We start from the raw sequence: 16,860 nt of genomic DNA on the forward strand, positions 1-16,860 counted from the left end.
CAAAACTGATAGCCTGCATCGGTACAGAAAGGCAAATTGTGTGGCTGTTGCGCAAAGCAGGGCGGGCGCAGACTGTGGGCATCAGATTGGAGATGACCATGGCCCTTTTTTCCGCACCCGACCCGCATTCGCAACGTTTCGATCTCCCGTCCGGCGCCAGCCGCCAGCTGCGCCTGCGGGGCGGCGCAACGGTCATCTGCGTCAGCGGCTGCGTGCTGGTCGCTGAGCCCGCCTACCGCTCAGACCTGCCGCCAGGCACGTATTTGCCGCCGCCCACGCGCCTGAATGCGGGCGAGAGCTTCTTCCTTCCGGAGCGGGGGACGCTGACCGTGACGGCGCTCGGGAAGGCGCAACTGATCTGCCTGCAAGCCCCCGGCGCAAAGGCGTGGATCTTGGCCTCCGCCCGCTGCCTGCGGCGCCTTGTAGGCAAAAATAATCCGCCGAATCGCCTCGGTGCGCTGCACAACATTTCAAAATGATGTATGATTCACACATCAGACGCGGGGTGGAGCAGTCTGGCAGCTCGTCGGGCTCATAACCCGAAGGTCGTAGGTTCAAATCCTGCCCCCGCAACCAGATTCAAGCAGCATCGGCGCCGGCGCGGTCCGCAATCCAGGCCCGCCGCCCGCCCAGCAGAAAAAACCGCGACGCTCGTCGCGGTTTTTTTTCGTCCCGCGCTTGCCTTGCATCAAGCCATCGTTCCAGCCCGGAGTTTCCCGGGGGGCGCCGGCCGCACAGGGGCCGGGCGCTGCGCTACCATGGCTCAAGCGCGCGCGTCCGCCGCGCACACGAGGAGGGTCCATGGGCACGGCAAAATACGATCATCCCGGCTACGTCGCCGATACCGGCACCGAAGGCAAGTATCACGTGGGCATCTGGTGCCCGCACGGCTATCCCGCCCACATCCATATCGGTCGGCCTGCCGAGCAGGGCGATCCCCGGGCGTTGTTGCGGCTGCGCATTCCAGATGGGGTGTTCCAGTCCCTGCCGGATGATCCCGAGACCCTGTGCCGCCGCGCCTTGGGGCAGGCCCTGGGCGCGGGGCTGCTACGCTCGGTGGCGGTCGATGGCGAATACCAGGAATTGCGCTTTCAGCTCGATGCCGAGCCCTGGCCGGGTCCCATGCAGGCCGCGGGCAACGCCTAGGCCCCGCGGGTCAGGAGGCCGGTTACCCACAGCGACTGTGGACAAGCCTTGGGATAGGCGTTGCGCATGTCGCGATATCGCAGCAATATCAAAGGCTTGGCCGCAGCGATAAAAAATGCCCGCGCGGGGCATTTTTTATCCGACGCCGGCCGTGGCAGGAGGCGTGGCCGTCCCATGCGACAATCGCAGCCCCGGCGGTTCGTCCCGCCCTGGTCATCCTGAATCCCGTTGCCATGCCTTCCGATCCGCATTCCTCCCATCGCGCCCAGAATCCGTGCGGCAGGCGCGTGGCCGTGATCGGCGGCGGACCGGCGGGGCTGATGGCGGCCGAGAAGCTGGCCGCGCGCGGCGCGCAGGTCGATGTGTACGACGCGATGCCGTCGGTGGGGCGCAAGTTCCTGATGGCGGGCCGTGGTGGCTTGAACCTGACGCATAGCGAAGCCGCGGCGCCGTTCCTGGCGCGCTATGGCGAGCGGGCCGCGCTGATCGAGCCGTGGCTACGCGAACTCGATGCGACCGGCTTGCGCGACTGGGCGCGGCAACTCGGCATCGAGACCTTCGTGGGCTCGTCGGGCCGTGTTTTTCCCGCGGAGATGAAGGCGGCGCCGCTGCTGCGGGCATGGCTGGCCCGGCTGCGCGCCAGCGGCGTGCGCTTTCACATGCGCCATCGCTGGCTGGGCTGGCCGCCGGCCATTGCGCCCGGGGCGGCCGAACTGCATTTCGATACCCCCGAGGGCGCACAGGCGCTGGCGGCCGATGCCGTGGTGCTGGCCCTGGGCGGGGGCAGTTGGGCCAAGCTGGGGTCGGACGGCGCCTGGTTGCCGGGGCTGGCCGCGCACGGCATCGCCACGGCGCCATTGCGCGCCGCCAACTGCGGCTTCGAGGTGGCCTGGTCCCAGCACTTCCGCCAACGCCATGCCGGGCAGCCGGTCAAATCCGTCACCTTGCGTTGCGTGGGGGAGGGTGGCCCCGGGCCTGCGCGCCAGGGCGAATTCGTGGTCACGGAAGACGGCATCGAGGGCAGCCTGGTTTATGCCTTGTCGGCGCCCTTGCGCGACCGGATCGAGTCCGCCGGCCACGCCCTCGCGCTGTTGGACCTCGCGCCCGGCTGGACGCAGGAAAAGGTACTGGCGGCGGTGACCCACCCACGCGGCGCGCGCTCGATGTCGAGCCATCTGCAGAGCCGGCTGGGGCTGACGGGTGTCAAGGCGGGCTTGTTGCGCGAGTGTGCCGGGGCGGAGGACTTCCGCGATCCCGAACGCCTGGGCCGGCTGGTCAAGGCGCTGCCATTGCGGTTGGAACGCCCGCGGCCGATGGACGAGGCCATCAGCACGGCGGGCGGCGTCAGCTTCGAGGCGCTGACGCCCGGCCTGATGCTGCGGGCCGCGCCCGGCGTGTTCTGCGCGGGAGAAATGCTGGATTGGGAGGCGCCGACGGGCGGCTACCTGTTGACCGCCTGCATGGCCAGCGGCGTGGTCGCCGCGGCGGGTGTGGCGGATTTCCTGGCGGGACGCTGAGCCGCGTCAGGAGCCGCGCGGATAGGACGACGCGCCCTGCGGCGGCCGTGGCGCGAGATCGTTGACCACATGGCCGACGACCGCCGGGCCATCGGGCTGCGTGATGATGCCGATGACGCGGGTGACGGCGCTGGCCGGCACGCTGGTGCCCTGGCCGGGATCCTGCACCAATTGCCAGATCTTGGCGTCGCCCGGAAGGTCGCTGGCGGGTGCCTCGTCCGAGGCGTCGAGGCAATCGCGGGCGAATATCGACCAGTCCGAGGCGCTGCAAGGCAAGCCGTGCGCGGTGGCCAGCCGGGCCAACGCCAGAGGCGCATCCGCCTGGCTCGCGGCGTGCTGGGCGGCGGCGCCCAGCGAGACATCCAGCGACAGCAGGCGGAGAAACTCTACGACATTGTCTGTATTCATACTGCGGTCTCCCTCTCTTGTTTGCGCTGTCCTGGGTGGCGGCCAGGGGGCGTTGTGTCAGCCGGGGCCTTGTCCAAGCATGGCGACCAGCGACTGCTTCAGGCGTGCGGAAAAAATAGGTACTGTATGCGAGACGCCGCTGCGGTCGACGCCTTCCTTGAGTTGCACCGACTGGCCGAGGAAGATCTCGGGCGCGCCGGCTATCTCGTTGTATCGGGTCAGCAGGTCGTCGACCTGCTCCTGGGCGTCGGCCAGGGTGCTGCTGGCAGCGAGCTGGCCGGCGGCGTGCGCCTGGAGGATGCGATGCAGATCGTCGATGAAGAGGGCCAATGCCGCCTGTCCGCGGCACTGTGGCTGCTCCCAGCCCCAGGCGACAGGCGAGCCGCCGCTGTTTTCCGATACGTGTTTCTTGGTCATTAGCGCATCCTAATCCATTGCCGCCAAATACGCGACAGCTGCGCGAAAGCCGCGCGCGGCGCGGTCATGTGACCGCCTGGTCGGCGGCGGGGTTGATCACCGGCATCTGCGCAAATGGCGGCCTTTGCGGTATGCTGGCGTCGGTTTCCACGCCTCGATAGGAGATGCTCCATGAAGAACAAAGTGATTCTCGTCATGCTGCTTTCGATTGCCGCCATGTCGGCGGGCTGCAATACCGTCGCGGGGGCTGGCAAGGACATCCAGCGCGGTGGTGAAAAGATCGAGGGCGCCGCGACTAAATAAGGGTGCCGGGCGTTCCACGCGCCCGGGCGCGTTCAGGGCCACGCGGAAATGTTGCGGCATTTCGGGCGTGGCCTTTTTGCGGCCGCTGGCATAATCGCGGGAATCCGAATCCGATGGCAGGAAGAATCATGCGCAAGTCTGTGTGGGTGGGCGTCACGTTGATGGCTTTGCTGGGCGGGTGCGCCAGCACCGGCGTGTACGAGTCCGAGACCGTGCTGAAAGAGACGTTCAGCGTGGACACCAACTACCAGGCGGCGTTCCGCCGGGCCGGCGAATACGTGCGCACGTGCCACGTCAATGTTCAGCACCCCTACAACGTCGCCTACGCCTGGAAACACGTCCTGGGCGAGAAGGGCGCGCCCGACGAGGTGCAGGTCTATAAAGTGGGCGAAACCGCCAAGATCCTCGAATTGATCGCGGCCGAGTCCGACGGTCCGGCCAAGGCCAAGGTCACCATCACGGTCCTTGGCCAGGGCCGCTGGGACGCGGCCGAGATCGCCGCCGCGCGCGCCTCCATCCAGAGCGCCACGCCGGTCTGCCGCAAGGGCGACTAGGGCCATGGACCCGCGCGCCCAGCAGATCCGCGCCGCCGGCTCGCCGTTCGCGCTGCTGGCCGGCGCATTCCGCCTGCTGGGCTGGCTCAACGGGGGCGCCGCGCTGGGCCTGACGGCATTCGCGCTGGGCATGGTGGGCGGCGATATCGCCGCCCCCGATCTGCAATTGCCGCTGTTGTCGTTGCTGGCCGGTCTGTTGCTGGCTTGCCTGGGGGCGGTGTTCGCCTATCTGGCGCAGGTCAGCCTGTTGCGCCAGGGCTACAACGGCCGCCTGACCCGCGCGCACCTGCCGGCGCAGGCGCTGGCGCTGCTTTGTTACCTGGCCAGCGCGCTGGCTTTCTGCATTGGTTGCTGGCTGGCCGCCGGGCAGGCCACGACGGATGCGGCGCCACACATGACGACTTACGCTCAGCGCTGAATTTCGAGGGTAAACCCGTGTGCGCAAAAGTGTTGGACATGCACTGGCGCAGGGAATAATATGCGCAGTGCGTATATAAACCCCTCTCACCGGGACCTGTCATGACCATTTCCCAGCAAGCCTTCCTGCGCGACGCCATGCGACGCCTGAACCTCACGCGCGACGTGTTCGCGACCCGGATCGGCGTCAAGCGCCGCGCACTGGATACCTGGCTGCTGCCGGAGGGATCGCAGGAGTTCCGCGCGATGCCGGAAGTGGTGCAGCGTTTCGTCAGCGAAATCGTTCAGAACGGCGTACTGCTCGAAAAATATACGCAAAGCGTACAAGACGGCCCGCTGCGCGAGCGGATCGCGGTGGAGGGCAAGCACCAACTGCTGTCGGTGGACCAGTTCACCCGGGAATCGGTCGAGGACCTGTTCCGCGTGGCCGACATGATGCAGCCCATCGCCCGCCGCCAGAAAGTCTCGCGCGTCCTGGAAGGCGCGGTGCTCGGCAACCTGTTCTTCGAGGCCAGCACCCGCACCCGGGTCAGCTTCGGCTCGGCCTTCTGCCGCCTGGGCGGCTCGGTCTGCGACACCACCGGCTTCACCTTCTCGTCGATGGCCAAGGGCGAATCGATCTACGACACCAGCCGCGTCATGAGCGGCTATGTCGACGCGATGGTGATCCGCCATCCCGACCAGGGTTCGGTGGCCGAATTCGCGCGCGCCACCAACATCCCGGTGGTCAACGGCGGCGACGGCCCCGGCGAGCACCCGAGCCAGGCGCTGCTGGACCTGTACACGATCCTCACCGAGTTCTCGCGCCTGGGCAAGCTGCTCGACGGCGCGCACATCGCCATGGTCGGCGACCTGAAGTACGGCCGGACGGTGCATTCGCTGATCAAGCTGATGGCGCTGTACAAGAACGTCAAGTTCTCGCTGGTGTCGCCCAAGGGCCTGGAGATGCCGTCCTACATCATCGAGCAGGCCAGCCGCAACGGCAACATCATCGAACAGAAGACTTCGCTGGCCGAGGGCCTGGCGGGCGCCGACGTGATCTACGCCACGCGCGTGCAGAAAGAGCGCTTCGCCAACGAAGAGAACGAGGGCTACACGCCGGACTTCCAGATCAACCGCGCCATCATCGACGCCTATTGCGGCCCGGATACCATCGTCATGCACCCGCTGCCGCGCGACAGCCGGCCGGGCGCCAACGACCTGAGCGTGGACCTGAACCATGATCCGCGCCTGGCGATCTTCCGCCAGACCGACAATGGCATTCCCATCCGCATGGCCATCTTCGCCGTGCTGCTGGGCGTGGAAGGGCTGGTGCAGCATTCGCTGCGCGATGTGACCTGGCAGCATCCCTCGCACATCGGTCCGGACGACTCGGTGTTCCACGGCCTGGAATAGGGCGCCGCGCGAGGCGGCGCGGCACGGCCGTCATGACGGCCGCCGCCGGCGATTTCAAGCATAATCCGCGCTGGTTTTTCCCGTCGCGTGTCGTTCCGAGACACGCGGGGGAATCTTCGGTCGGAAGGTCCTATGTCTTCGAGCAGTCGCGCAGTCCCGTCTTCTCCTGATCCCGCCGGGCAGGCGTGCTATCTGAGCGCCTCCAACGCCCAGGCTTGGCAAGCCGTCTATTCCTCGGTCGATGCCTACACCCGCGGCCAGGTCGCGGCGGTGGTGTCGGACAGCGCCAACGAACTGGTCGACGCCTTCTATTCCACCCTGCTGGCCGATGCCGAGGCCGGTCCGCGCCTGTCGCACGAGATCGTCGCCACCCGCCTGCACCAGGGCATGAAGGGTTGGCTCAGGGGGCTGCTGTGCGTGCGCGAACAAGGCGATATCGCGGCGTTGATGGCGATCCAGAAAAAGGTCGGCGAAGTGCATGCGCGCGTGCATATTCCGATCCATCTGGTGATGGCCGGCGCCCGCATCCTGAAGAACGAGATCGCACAACGCCTGCGCGCCAGCGACCTGGATGGCGTGGCGGCTTCGATCGCGACCCAGTACGTCTGCAACCTGTTCGACCTGGCCATCGAGCAGATGAGCCGCGCCTTCATGCGCGACATCAACCGCGGCGCGCGCAATGACGAGGCCTACCGCCTGTTCGCGCTGGGCCAGAACATTTCGACCGAACGCGAACGCCAACGCGCCGCGCTGCTCGAATGGAGCCAGGCGGTGCTGATCGGGCTACACTACCGCGCGCCCGAGCAGGTGCTGCCGCGGCTGGCGGCCTCCGAGTTCGGTCTGTGGTTGCAGCACAAGGGCGGCGTACTGTTCGAGAGCGCGCCGGCTCTGCGGCAGATTACCGAGGCGGTGGCGCGGCTGGATGACGTGGTGCTGCCGAGCCTGTTGCTGGTCGGGCCGGAATCCCTGCCCGACCAGGTGCGCGAACTGCAGGAACTGGTGGCGCGCATCAAACACCTGCTCAATGGGCTGTTCGACATGGTGGCCGAGATCGAAAGCGGCAGCGATCCGCTGACCAATGTGCTCAACCGCCGCTTCCTGCCGTCGGTGATCGGCCGCGAAATCCTGATTGCCACGCGCGAGCGGTCGACGTTTTCGGTGCTGCTGTTGGACATCGACCATTTCAAGGCGATCAATGACCAGCACGGCCATGCGGGCGGCGACCAGGTGCTGCGCCAGTTCGCCGAAGTGGTGCACCAGTCCTGTCGTTCGAGCGATTTCGTGTTCCGCTACGGCGGCGAGGAGTTCCTGGTGGTGCTGGTGGATACGGGGCGCGAGGCCGCGCTGGCCGTGGCCGAGAAGCTGGGCGCCGAAATCCGCCGCCATGCCTTCTCCATTCCGGAGGCGGGCGGCCTGCGCATCACCACCAGCATCGGCGTGGCGACCTTCGACGGGCATCCCGACTACGCCTATCTGATCGACCGCGCCGACAAGGCCTTGTACCAGGCCAAGCAGTCGGGCCGCGATCGCAGCGTCGCCGCCTGACGCGCACACGGCTGTCCTGCCCGTGGCCGCGCGCCGCCGCGCCGATTCAAGCGGCATGCAAGGCGCCATGCGAATGGCGGCGCCATGAAAAAGGCCGCTCCCTCACAGGAGCGGCCCTTGCCGCGGATCAAGGCGCAAGGCTCAGATCTTCTTTTCGCCGCCCAGCGCTTCCACCAACTCGGCCAGCATCTTGGCCAGCTCGCCGGTCATGAGCATCATGTCGGAGTCGAACTTCTCGTCGTCATTGGCGGCGACGGTGTCGTTGCCTTCCTTGAGCACGTCCAGCGGCGCGACGCGCTTGACGTCCAGGCCTTCGGTCAGCACGAACGAGATGCGGTCGGCCCAGGTCATGGCCAGGCGGGTGCACTGCTTGCCCGACTGGATGTGGCGGCGCACGTCGTCGGCGTCGATCGAGTGCTTGACGTAGCGGATGGCCGCGCCGCTTTCACCGGAGGAACGCAATTCGGTGTCCTGGTCGATGCTGAAATTGGACGGCGCTTCATCCTCGGCCAGCCAGCCCGTCATGGCGGAGGCGGGCGATTGGGCCACGTACAGGTTCTCCAGCGGGAACGGATCCACGCATTTGGCCAAGAGGCCGATGACTTCATCGGCCTTGGCCGAGGCGGCGGCGTCGATCACCAGCCAGTGGTTCTGCGGGTCGATCCACACGCGAGTGTCGCGGTACACGCTGAAGGCGCGCGGCAGGAGTTCGTCGGTGACGCGCTCCTTGATTTCCTTCATCTGCTTGCGGCCCGGCTTGTAGCCTTGCTGCTCTTCGATTTCCTGGGCGCGCGCCTTGGCGACCTGGTTGACCACGGTGCTGGGCAGCAGCTTTTTCTCGGCCCGCAGATTCAGCAGGATCTGTCCGCCCACGACGTGCGCCAGCCCGCCATTTTCGCGCGGCGGGACCCAGCCCAGGCTTTGCATTTCGAGGTTGTTGCCGGCCTGATAGGCATGCCGCGCAAGCGTTTCTTCAAGCTGCTCGCCGGTCAGCGTCCACGGCGAGGAGAGACGGTAAATCTTGAGATTCTTGAACCACATGAGCGTCGGCCAAAAGGGTTGATTCTATACGACGCCGGCTGCTTTGCCGTAGCGTCGCAATAGGATGGGGCCAGGCGACACGTTCTGTCACTGACAGGGGGACGGCCTTGCGGTAATGTCCGCGTCACCCCTGTGCAATAGGAGAAGAAGCATGAAGATTGTCGGTGCCATCCTGATCGTGCTGGGCATTGCCGCCCTGGCCTACAAGGGCTTTAGCTACAAGTCCGAGGAAACCGTGCTGCAGGTTGGCTCGGTCAAGGCCACGGCCGAAACCGAGAAGTCCGTGCCGATTCCGATGTGGGCCGGTATTGCCGCGATCGTGGCCGGCGTGCTGGTCATCGGGGTCGGCATGCGCCGTTGAGGCGCATCCCCCGGGGGACCGGAGGCGGCCGCTTGCGGCCGCCTTTTTTTGCGCCGGCGGTACCCCGCCAAAAAAAAGCGGCCCGGCTCAATAGAGGCCGGGCCGGTACGGGAGCACACAATACCGCGTCATAAAAGGCTCGCGGGGAACGCGGTATCGGTGTCAGAACACTAGCCCTGCAATCGCCTGGCAGGGGGATCAATCGCCGGGCGAAGAGGCGCAAGGCCGTAATCTGAGGCGCCAGTCTAACGGCGGGGGTCTGACAGCGTCCTGAATCGGAAGCGCTTTGTGTCCGCCATTTTTCGCGCGCAAAAAAAAAGCTCCCAGGGGAGCTTTTGAAAGGCCGGGCAGGCGCAGCAGTCCCGCCCGGCGGGGGATGGTCGGTCAGGCGTTGATGTCGTTGTCCTTGGATTCGCGCACGAACAGCGTGCCGATGACCAGGGTCATCACCGCAATGATGATCGGGTACCACAGGCCGTCGTAGATGTTGCCGGTGGCGGCCACCACGGCGAAGGCGACCGGGGGCAGGAAGCCGCCGAACCAGCCGTTGCCGATGTGGTACGGCAGGCTCATCGAGGTGTAGCGGATGCGGGTCGGGAACATTTCCACCAGCATCGCCGCGATCGGGCCGTAGACCATGGTCACGTAGATCACCAGAATGGTCAGCAGCACGACGACCATGACGTTGTTGCTCTGCGCCGGGTCCGCCTTGGCGGGGTAGCCGTGGCTGCGGATGGCGGCGGTCAGGGCCTTGTCCAGTTCGGCGGCCTTGGCCTTGAAGTCGGCCGGGGCCATGCCCTTGCCGTCGAACGAGGCGAACTCGTCGGTGCCGATCTTGACCTTGGCCACCGAGCCGGCCGGGGCGGCTTCGTTCTTGTAGTTCACCGAGTTGCGGGCCATGAACGACTTGACCACATCGCACGAGCTGGTGAACGAGGCGGTGCCCACCGGGTTGAACTGGAACGAGCAGGTGGTCGGGTCGGCAATGACCGTCACCGGCGCGGTTGCCTGCGCCTTTTCCAGCGCGGGGTTGGCAAAGTGCGTCAGGCCCTGGAAGATCGGAAAGTAGGTCGCCGCGGCGATCAGGCAGCCCGCCATGATGATGGGCTTGCGGCCGATCTTGTCCGACAGCGCGCCGAAGATCACGAAGAACGGCGTGCCGATCAGCAGCGCGATCGCGATCATGATGTTGGCGGTGTTGGCGTCCACCTTGAGCGTCTGCGTCAGGAAGAACAGCGCATAGAACTGACCCGTGTACCAGACCACGGCCTGGCCGGCGGTCAGGCCCAGCAGGGCGAGCAGCACGACCTTCAGGTTCTTCCACTGGCCGAACGATTCGGCGATCGGCGCCTTCGAACCCTTGCCTTCGGCCTTCATCCGCTGGAAGGTCGGCGATTCATTGAGCTGCAGGCGGATCCACACCGAGATGCCCAGCAGCACGACCGAGATCAGGAACGGAATGCGCCAGCCCCAGGCCTTGAAGTCGTCTTCGCCCATGAACGAGCGGATGCCCAGGATCACCAGCAGCGACAGGAACAGGCCCAGCGTCGCGGTGGTCTGGATCCAGGAGGTGTAGAAGCCGCGGCGGCCATGCGGTGCGTGTTCGGCGACGTAGGTCGCGGCGCCGCCGTATTCGCCGCCCAGCGCGAGGCCTTGCAGCAGGCGCAGGACGATCAGGATGGCGGGCGCGGCGATGCCGATGCTGGCATAGCTGGGCAGCACGCCCACCAGGAAGGTGGACAGGCCCATCAGCACGATGGTGACCAGGAAGGTGTATTTACGTCCGACCAGGTCGCCCAGACGGCCGAACACCAGCGCGCCGAACGGACGCACGGCGAAGCCGGCGGCGAAGGCCAGCAGCGCGAAGATGAAGCCCGCGGTCGGGTTCACGCCGGAGAAGAAGTGCTGGGCGATGATCGCGGCCAGCGAACCGTAAAGATAAAAGTCGTACCACTCGAACACCGTGCCCAGCGACGAGGCAAAGATGACACGGCGTTCATCCTTGGTCATCGGGCGCGGATCCGCGGATGGACCGCGACCTGCCATGGTAGTTGTGCTCATGATGTCTCCTCGATTTTTCTGGCCGGCGGTTTTCCGCCGTGCTTGACCCTCCGCCGGCGAGCCGACATCGAGCTATGGCAAGGTTGGAGCGCGAGGCTGACGAGGTTCTGACGCGACCCTTACCTGAATCTTAAAATTGAAACAAAAAGTAATTTCTCCCTGGGAGGCTAGGGATAATCCTAGGGACGGAACGAGGAACTCCTGGCGCCGCATCGCCGCATTCGCGCAGGGCGGGCGTGCCTAGTCGCCGAGGTCGTCGACCGGCTCGGCGTAAAGCGGGAAGACCACGCGGATGCGGGTGCCCGGCAGCTCGGAATGGGGCGTCGGATGGTCGCTGATGAGCACCGTCGCCTGGTGCTTCTGGGCGATCTCCCTGACGATCGCCAGGCCCAGTCCGCTGCCGTCGGACAGCGTGCCCAGCACCCGGTAGAAGCGGTCGAAGACCCGCTCGCGCTCCTCCGGCGCGATGCCGGGGCCGGAGTCCTCTACCTCCAGGATGCCCTGGCCGCCGTGGCCTTGCACCCGCACCGTGATGTGGCCGCCGCGCGGCGTGTAGCGCAGGGCGTTGTCGACCAGGTTGTTGAGCAGCTCCGCCAGCAGCAGCGGGTTGCCGTTGATCAGCACCGGCGTCTCCGAGCCTTCGAAGCCCAGATCGGTGCCCAGCGACAGCGCTTGTGGCACCCAGTGCATGGCCTGCTCGTAGGCGATGGCGTTCAGATCGGTGGCGGCCAGGCCGATGGCGCTGGGGTTTTCCGCCCGCGCCAGCAGCAGCAACTGGTTCACCAGGCGGGTGGCGCGCTCGGACCCGGTCACCAACTGGCGCAGGCTGGCCTGCATTTCCTCGGGGCTGGCATCGCGCAGGGCCAGCTCGGCCTGGGTTCGCAGACCGGCCAGCGGCGTCTTCAACTGGTGCGCGGCATCGGCGACGAAGCGGCGCTGCGCCTGCACGTTGGCCGACAGGCGGTCGAGCAGATCGTTCATGGCCGCCACCAGCGGCGCGATCTCGGAGGGCGCGGCGCGCTCGTCGATGGGCGAAAGATCGTCCGGTCGGCGCGCCCGCAGCCGCTGTTGCAGCGCGTTCAGCGGCGCCACGCCGCGCGACAGTCCGAACCACACCAGCAGCACCGCGATCGGCAGCACCACGAATTGGGGAATGATCACGCCTTTGATGATGTCGTTGGCCAGTTGGGTGCGCTTTTCCACCGTCTCGGCCACGATCAGCAGCGCCGGCTGGGTATTGGGCAGGTTCAGGTCGACCCAGGTGAAGGCCAGGCGGATACCGAAGCCGCGCAGGGTGTCGTCTTCGTACTGCACCTCGCCAGGGCGCGGCTGGCCGACCGAGGCCGGCAGGGGCAGGGCGCGATCGCCGCCCAGGTATTCGCCGCGGCTGCCCAACGCCAGCCAGAACACGCTGTCGGTTTCATCGGCGCGCAGCACCTCGCGCGCCGGGTCGGTCATGCGCAGCACCGCGCGGCCGTCCTGGGCGTGGACCTGGCGCGTCAGCACGTGCAGGTTGTTGGCCAGCGCGCGATCGTACGGCACGTTGGCGATGTTCTGCGCCACCACGTAGGTGATGGCGACGCTCATGGGCCACAGCAGAAACAGCGGCGCCAGCATCCAGTCGAGGATCTCGCCCAGCAGCGAACGCTGCGGCGGCGCAAAGCTGGGGCCGCGGGCCCCGGCCCGCATCACATCCAGCGCTTCCTGGTTGAGCGCCTCCGGCTGTGGCGGTTCAGCTTGCGAGGTAGGCCGCACCCTGGTCCCGTTCGAGGCAATAGCCCAGGCCGCGCACCGTCACGATCTTCACGCCGCTGGGCTCGAGTTTCTTGCGCAGGCGGTGCACGTAGACCTCAATGGCGTTGGTGCTGACTTCCTCGCCCCATTCGCACAGATGGTCGACCAGCTGGGTCTTGCTGACCATGCGCCCGCTGCGGGTCAGCAGGATCTCCAGCAGGCTGACCTCGCGCGCGGACAGGTCCAGCGTCTGGTCGTCGACCATGGCAACGCGCCCGGTCTGGTCGAACACCAGACGGCCATGCTTGAGCAGCGTGGCGCCGCCGCCGGCGCCGCGGCGGGTCAGGGCGCGCACGCGGGCTTCCAGCTCGGACAGGGCGAAGGGCTTGGCCATGTAGTCGTCGGCGCCCAGGTCCAGTCCCTTGACGCGCTGCTCGATACTGTCGGCGGCGGTCAGGATCAGGACGGGCAGGGCGGAATTGCGGGCCCGCAGCCGGCGCAGGACCTCCAGGCCGGCCAGTTGCGGCAGGCCGAGGTCGAGGATCAGCAGGTCGAAGGCCTGGGCCGCCAGCGCCGAATCGGCCGCCAGGCCGTCGCGCACGGCATCGACCGCGTAGCCGTTGTGACGCAACGAGCGTGACAGGCCGTCGGCCAGGATGCTGTCGTCTTCCGCGATCAGGATGCGCATGGGCAGTCGAAAAGAAGAAGGGCGCCGGGGGAGCGGCGCACGCGTGCCGCCCTCGGTGGGATGCCGGGGCGGCGTGCCGGGAGCGCAATGGGGACATAGCGCCAGTTTTTTCCTCGATTCTGTCATACGGCACCGGGCTTGCCCACTCAGGGAATACGTGGAAAACTGTGGCACACTGTTTTTTTGTACAGTACAATCCGATGCCATAATCTGCGCTATCGCTTTACCGATCACGCTTGAGCGCCACAGTTTGCACTGCCAGTTTTCTGGCAACAGCTGTCAGGCAACGGCCCGATCACCCCTTGCGACAACCCGTGCGCTGACCGACACCCCGTGCCGCGCCCCGATACGTTACAGACCCAGACCTGACAGGACACTACATGGACGACAAAACCACCAAGGCCGCCGCTTCGGAAAAAGCCAAGGCGCTGGCCGCCGCGCTCTCGCAGATCGAAAAGCAGTTCGGCAAGGGCTCGATCATGCGCTACGGCGACAACGAGGTCTCGCATGACATCCAGGTGGTGTCGACCGGCTCGCTGGGCCTGGACATCGCGCTGGGCGTCGGCGGCCTGCCGCGCGGCCGCGTGGTGGAAATCTACGGTCCGGAATCCTCGGGCAAGACCACGCTGACCCTGCAGGTCGTGGCCGAAATGCAGAAGCTGGGCGGCACCTGCGCCTTCGTCGACGCCGAACACGCGCTGGACGTGCAGTACGCCTCGAAGCTGGGCGTCAACCTGGCCGACCTGCTGATCTCGCAGCCGGACACGGGCGAGCAGGCGCTGGAAATCACCGACGCGCTGGTGCGCTCGGGCTCGGTCGACCTGATCGTGGTCGACTCGGTCGCGGCGCTGGTGCCCAAGGCCGAAATCGAAGGCGAAATGGGCGATTCGCTGCCCGGCCTGCAGGCCCGCCTGATGAGCCAGGCGCTGCGCAAGCTGACTGCCACCATCAAGAAGACCAACTGCATGGTCATCTTCATCAACCAGATCCGCATGAAGATCGGCGTGATGTTCGGCAACCCCGAAACCACCACCGGCGGCAATGCGCTCAAGTTCTACGCCTCGGTGCGCCTGGACATCCGCCGCATCGGCTCAATCAAGAAGGGCGACGAGGTCGTCGGCAACGAAACCCGCGTCAAGGTGGTCAAGAACAAGGTCGCGCCCCCGTTCAAGCAGGCCGAGTTCGACATCATGTACGGCGCCGGCATCTCGCGTGAAGGCGAAATCATCGACCTGGGCGTGGCCGCCAATGTGGTGGACAAGTCTGGCGCCTGGTACAGCTACAACGGCAACCGCATCGGCCAGGGCAAGGACAACGTCCGCGAATACCTGAAGGAACACAAGGATCTGGCCATCGAGATCGAGAACCGGGTCCGCGAGAACCAGGGCATCGTCAGCCGCGCCGCGGAATTCGTGCCCACCGCTGAAGACGACAGCGACGAGTAATCGCGTCGTCGCGTCATCGGATAGCGCCGGGCTCGCCAGCCCGGCCGCCAGCGGCAGGCTCCCTTACCGGGAGACCTGCCGCTGGCACATAGAGGAAGCGCATGAGCTGGAAACCGCCCGTCACGTCCGCTGATCGCCTGCGCGCCAGGCTGGACGATGAATTCGAGACCGTGGCCAAGCCCGAGGGGCTGCGCCGCACGTCTGACCTGCGGCGGGCTGCCGAAGCCTCCGCGGCGGCCGGCCAGGATCCCGAGGGCGCGAGCGCCCCGGCGTCGCAGTGGCAGCGCAGCTCCGAACGGCGCGCGGCCAGCGGACGCGGCCGGCGTGGCAAGGACGGCGAGGGCGATGATACGGGCGAGGGCGCGCGTACATCCGAAGACAAGCCCCGCACGCCTCCCAAGGGGCCGTCGCTGAAAATGCGCGCGGTGGGTTATCTGTCGCGACGCGAGCATGCCCGCGATGAGCTGGCGCGCAAACTCGCGCCCCATGCCGAAGACCCCGATGAGGTCGAGCGCGTGCTGGACGCGCTGGAAAAGGAAGGCTGGCTGTCGACCGAGCGTTTTGCGCAAAGCCTGGTGCATCGCCGCGCGTCGCGCCAGGGGGCGGCCCGCATCGTGCAGGAATTGCGCCAGCACGGCGTGGATGACGCCCAGGTGTCCGAGCTGCGCGAGCAATTGCGCGCCACCGAATACGAGCGCGCGCTCGAGGTCTGGCGGAAACGCTTCGGCGCCAGGCCCGAGGACCGCGCCGCCTATGCCAAGCAGGCGCGCTTCCTGGCCAGCCGCGGCTTTGCGCACGACGTCATCCGTCGCATCCTCGGCGCCGGCGACGACGACTGAGCGGGCCGCGCGGCGAAGGCCGGTGCCGGCCCGCCCTTGCCCTTTTTCCTGTTTTTCCTATTTCGCCGACTTGATGCCGGTCAGCGTCTTGAAGCAGACATCGCGCGTCAGCGTCAGGAATTCGTCGATGTACGAGGCGTCGGTGTCCTCGCTGCGCACCGTCGCGTACAAGGTGCGCCACACGCCTTGCGGCCCCAGCCGGCACTGGCGCAGCCAACCCTGGTTCATGTATTCGGTGAGCGCCCAGTTGGGCAGGGCGGCCACGCCGCGGTTGCTGGCCACCAACTGCGCGATGATGGGCGTCAGCTCCGCCTTGCGGATCGCGGCCGGTTCGACGTCGGCGGGGTCCAGGAAGGCCGTGAAGATGTCCAGGCGCTGCTTGTCCACCGGGTACGTGATGAGCGTCTGGTCGGCCAGTTGATCCGGCATGACGAACTTGCTGCCGGCTAGCGGATTCGATTCGGACACGGCCAGCACCAGTTCGTACTTGAACAGCGGCAGGTATTCGACGGCGTCCAGTTGCTGCGGGTCGGACGTGATGACCAGGTCCAGGTCGCCGCGCACCAGCGCGGGCAGGGGCGCGAAGGAGAACGCCGCCGACAGGTCCAGCGCCACGTCGGGCCATTGCGCGCGGAATGCGTCCAGCGACGGCATCAACCATTGGAAGCAGGAATGGCAATCGATCGCCAGGTGCAGCCGGCCGGTGCGGCCGGCGGCCAGCCGCTGCAATTCCCGTTCGGTGGCGCGCATGCGCGGCAGCACCTCGTCGGCCAGGGCCAGCACGCGCAGGCCCGCGGTGGTCAGGCGCGCGGGCCGGGTGCGGCGGTTCAGCAGCGGCGTGCCGAGCCGGGTCTCCAGGTCGCGCAACTGGTGCGACAGGGCCGACTGGGTCAGGTGCAGGCGATCGGCTGCTTCCTGCAGGCTGCCGCCTTCACGGATGGCGGTCAGGGTTTCGAGATGGCGGATTTCCAGCATGGGAGGGCGATAGG

18 protein-coding genes and 1 tRNA gene are annotated in these 16,860 nt (G+C 66.7%); 12 read left to right on the forward strand and 7 right to left on the reverse strand.

All coding sequences use genetic code 11. From position 1 onward, the window contains the following. Positions 1 to 98 precede the first annotated feature (98 nt). From AruCF_RS05530 to AruCF_RS05545, 4 genes are all read left to right on the forward strand, one after another. Complete coding sequence (locus AruCF_RS05530) at positions 99 to 479, forward strand: hypothetical protein (protein WP_049072450.1); 381 nt, start codon at positions 99 to 101, stop codon at positions 477 to 479. A gap of 20 nt (positions 480 to 499) precedes the next feature. Beyond that, positions 500 to 576, forward strand: a tRNA-Met gene (locus AruCF_RS05535). A 225-nt stretch (positions 577 to 801) separates the two neighbouring features. Beyond that, positions 802 to 1,146, forward strand: a complete 345-nt coding sequence (locus AruCF_RS05540) for a hypothetical protein (protein WP_049072452.1) — start codon at positions 802 to 804, stop codon at positions 1,144 to 1,146. A gap of 233 nt (positions 1,147 to 1,379) precedes the next feature. Continuing rightward, positions 1,380 to 2,663, forward strand: coding sequence for a TIGR03862 family flavoprotein (locus AruCF_RS05545; protein ID WP_049072453.1), 1,284 nt, complete (start codon positions 1,380 to 1,382; stop codon positions 2,661 to 2,663). Positions 2,664 to 2,669: 6 nt separating this feature from the next. Here AruCF_RS05545 and AruCF_RS05550 read toward each other — a convergent pair whose 3' ends face one another. Both AruCF_RS05550 and AruCF_RS05555 read right to left on the reverse strand, forming a co-directional pair. Then, complete coding sequence (locus AruCF_RS05550) at positions 2,670 to 3,071, reverse strand: hypothetical protein (protein ID WP_049072455.1); 402 nt, start codon at positions 3,069 to 3,071, stop codon at positions 2,670 to 2,672. A 57-nt stretch (positions 3,072 to 3,128) separates the two neighbouring features. Beyond that, positions 3,129 to 3,488 (reverse strand): hypothetical protein, encoded by a 360-nt coding sequence (locus AruCF_RS05555; protein WP_049072456.1) that lies wholly within the window; start codon positions 3,486 to 3,488, stop codon positions 3,129 to 3,131. A 171-nt stretch (positions 3,489 to 3,659) separates the two neighbouring features. Between AruCF_RS05555 and AruCF_RS05560 the strand changes: the two genes are divergently transcribed. From AruCF_RS05560 to AruCF_RS05580, 5 genes are all read left to right on the forward strand, one after another. Continuing rightward, a complete protein-coding gene (locus AruCF_RS05560; RefSeq protein ID WP_006388387.1) occupies positions 3,660 to 3,791 on the forward strand; it encodes an entericidin A/B family lipoprotein in 132 nt (43 codons plus the stop codon). A gap of 128 nt (positions 3,792 to 3,919) precedes the next feature. Continuing rightward, positions 3,920 to 4,345, forward strand: coding sequence for a BPTD_2524 family lipoprotein (locus AruCF_RS05565; RefSeq protein WP_049072458.1), 426 nt, complete (start codon positions 3,920 to 3,922; stop codon positions 4,343 to 4,345). A gap of 4 nt (positions 4,346 to 4,349) precedes the next feature. Further along, entirely contained in the window at positions 4,350 to 4,763 is a 414-nt protein-coding gene (locus AruCF_RS05570; RefSeq protein WP_049072459.1) for a hypothetical protein, read from the forward strand. Between the two features lie 101 nt (positions 4,764 to 4,864). Then, positions 4,865 to 6,157 (forward strand): aspartate carbamoyltransferase, encoded by a 1,293-nt coding sequence (locus tag AruCF_RS05575; RefSeq protein WP_049072460.1) that lies wholly within the window; start codon positions 4,865 to 4,867, stop codon positions 6,155 to 6,157. Between the two features lie 132 nt (positions 6,158 to 6,289). Further along, positions 6,290 to 7,702 carry a diguanylate cyclase gene (locus tag AruCF_RS05580; RefSeq protein ID WP_049072462.1) on the forward strand — a complete coding sequence of 471 codons (1,413 nt, stop codon included), beginning with the start codon at positions 6,290 to 6,292 and terminating at the stop codon, positions 7,700 to 7,702. A 141-nt stretch (positions 7,703 to 7,843) separates the two neighbouring features. Here AruCF_RS05580 and AruCF_RS05585 read toward each other — a convergent pair whose 3' ends face one another. Then, positions 7,844 to 8,743 (reverse strand): recombination-associated protein RdgC, encoded by a 900-nt coding sequence (locus AruCF_RS05585; protein ID WP_020924508.1) that lies wholly within the window; start codon positions 8,741 to 8,743, stop codon positions 7,844 to 7,846. Positions 8,744 to 8,894: 151 nt separating this feature from the next. On the opposite strand from AruCF_RS05585, the gene AruCF_RS05590 reads away from it, so the two are divergent. Continuing rightward, positions 8,895 to 9,104, forward strand: coding sequence for a hypothetical protein (locus AruCF_RS05590; protein ID WP_006388393.1), 210 nt, complete (start codon positions 8,895 to 8,897; stop codon positions 9,102 to 9,104). 384 nt (positions 9,105 to 9,488) lie between these two features. On the opposite strand, the gene AruCF_RS05595 is transcribed toward AruCF_RS05590, so the two are convergent. The 3 genes from AruCF_RS05595 to AruCF_RS05605 all read right to left on the reverse strand — a co-directional run bounded on the left by AruCF_RS05595 (position 9,489) and on the right by AruCF_RS05605 (position 13,587). Next, positions 9,489 to 11,150, reverse strand: coding sequence for an MFS transporter (locus tag AruCF_RS05595; RefSeq protein ID WP_049072464.1), 1,662 nt, complete (start codon positions 11,148 to 11,150; stop codon positions 9,489 to 9,491). A gap of 255 nt (positions 11,151 to 11,405) precedes the next feature. Further along, positions 11,406 to 12,782, reverse strand: coding sequence for a sensor histidine kinase (locus AruCF_RS05600; RefSeq protein WP_100504346.1), 1,377 nt, complete (start codon positions 12,780 to 12,782; stop codon positions 11,406 to 11,408). Between the two features lie 115 nt (positions 12,783 to 12,897). Then, the gene (locus AruCF_RS05605) at positions 12,898 to 13,587 is read right to left on the reverse strand and encodes a response regulator transcription factor (protein WP_006393745.1); all 690 of its coding nucleotides are present in this window, start codon (positions 13,585 to 13,587) and stop codon (positions 12,898 to 12,900) included. A gap of 380 nt (positions 13,588 to 13,967) precedes the next feature. Between AruCF_RS05605 and recA the strand changes: the two genes are divergently transcribed. Both recA and recX read left to right on the forward strand, forming a co-directional pair. Further along, on the forward strand, positions 13,968 to 15,032 hold the full coding sequence (recA, locus tag AruCF_RS05610) for a recombinase RecA (RefSeq protein WP_049072466.1): 1,065 nt from the start codon (positions 13,968 to 13,970) through the stop codon (positions 15,030 to 15,032). A 101-nt stretch (positions 15,033 to 15,133) separates the two neighbouring features. Next, positions 15,134 to 15,871, forward strand: a complete 738-nt coding sequence (gene recX, locus AruCF_RS05615) for a recombination regulator RecX (RefSeq protein WP_049072467.1) — start codon at positions 15,134 to 15,136, stop codon at positions 15,869 to 15,871. 57 nt (positions 15,872 to 15,928) lie between these two features. On the opposite strand, the gene AruCF_RS05620 is transcribed toward recX, so the two are convergent. Further along, positions 15,929 to 16,846 (reverse strand): LysR family transcriptional regulator, encoded by a 918-nt coding sequence (locus AruCF_RS05620; RefSeq protein WP_049072468.1) that lies wholly within the window; start codon positions 16,844 to 16,846, stop codon positions 15,929 to 15,931. Positions 16,847 to 16,860 lie beyond the last annotated feature (14 nt).

Origin of the sequence: Achromobacter ruhlandii, assembly GCF_002082135.1 — a bacterium.
In the GTDB taxonomy this organism is placed as follows: domain Bacteria; phylum Pseudomonadota; class Gammaproteobacteria; order Burkholderiales; family Burkholderiaceae_B; genus Achromobacter; species Achromobacter ruhlandii.

Bases quoted from the DNA above. Each gene is read 5' to 3' on its own strand.
- recA (WP_049072466.1), top strand. From the start codon at position 13,968: ATGGACGACAAAACCACCAAGGCCGCCGCTTCGGAAAAAGCCAAGGCG.
- AruCF_RS05545 (WP_049072453.1), top strand. From the start codon at position 1,380: ATGCCTTCCGATCCGCATTCCTCCCATCGCGCCCAGAATCCGTGCGGC.
- AruCF_RS05585 (WP_020924508.1), bottom strand. From the start codon at position 8,743: ATGTGGTTCAAGAATCTCAAGATTTACCGTCTCTCCTCGCCGTGGACG.
- AruCF_RS05575 (WP_049072460.1), top strand. From the start codon at position 4,865: ATGACCATTTCCCAGCAAGCCTTCCTGCGCGACGCCATGCGACGCCTG.
- AruCF_RS05605 (WP_006393745.1), bottom strand. From the start codon at position 13,587: ATGCGCATCCTGATCGCGGAAGACGACAGCATCCTGGCCGACGGCCTG.
- AruCF_RS05550 (WP_049072455.1), bottom strand. From the start codon at position 3,071: ATGAATACAGACAATGTCGTAGAGTTTCTCCGCCTGCTGTCGCTGGAT.
- AruCF_RS05560 (WP_006388387.1), top strand. From the start codon at position 3,660: ATGAAGAACAAAGTGATTCTCGTCATGCTGCTTTCGATTGCCGCCATG.
- AruCF_RS05580 (WP_049072462.1), top strand. From the start codon at position 6,290: ATGTCTTCGAGCAGTCGCGCAGTCCCGTCTTCTCCTGATCCCGCCGGG.
- recX (WP_049072467.1), top strand. From the start codon at position 15,134: ATGAGCTGGAAACCGCCCGTCACGTCCGCTGATCGCCTGCGCGCCAGG.
- AruCF_RS05565 (WP_049072458.1), top strand. From the start codon at position 3,920: ATGCGCAAGTCTGTGTGGGTGGGCGTCACGTTGATGGCTTTGCTGGGC.
- AruCF_RS05595 (WP_049072464.1), bottom strand. From the start codon at position 11,150: ATGGCAGGTCGCGGTCCATCCGCGGATCCGCGCCCGATGACCAAGGAT.
- AruCF_RS05590 (WP_006388393.1), top strand. From the start codon at position 8,895: ATGAAGATTGTCGGTGCCATCCTGATCGTGCTGGGCATTGCCGCCCTG.
- AruCF_RS05555 (WP_049072456.1), bottom strand. From the start codon at position 3,488: ATGACCAAGAAACACGTATCGGAAAACAGCGGCGGCTCGCCTGTCGCC.
- AruCF_RS05540 (WP_049072452.1), top strand. From the start codon at position 802: ATGGGCACGGCAAAATACGATCATCCCGGCTACGTCGCCGATACCGGC.
- AruCF_RS05600 (WP_100504346.1), bottom strand. From the start codon at position 12,782: ATGCTGGCGCCGCTGTTTCTGCTGTGGCCCATGAGCGTCGCCATCACC.
- AruCF_RS05530 (WP_049072450.1), top strand. From the start codon at position 99: ATGGCCCTTTTTTCCGCACCCGACCCGCATTCGCAACGTTTCGATCTC.
- AruCF_RS05620 (WP_049072468.1), bottom strand. From the start codon at position 16,846: ATGCTGGAAATCCGCCATCTCGAAACCCTGACCGCCATCCGTGAAGGC.
- AruCF_RS05570 (WP_049072459.1), top strand. From the start codon at position 4,350: ATGGACCCGCGCGCCCAGCAGATCCGCGCCGCCGGCTCGCCGTTCGCG.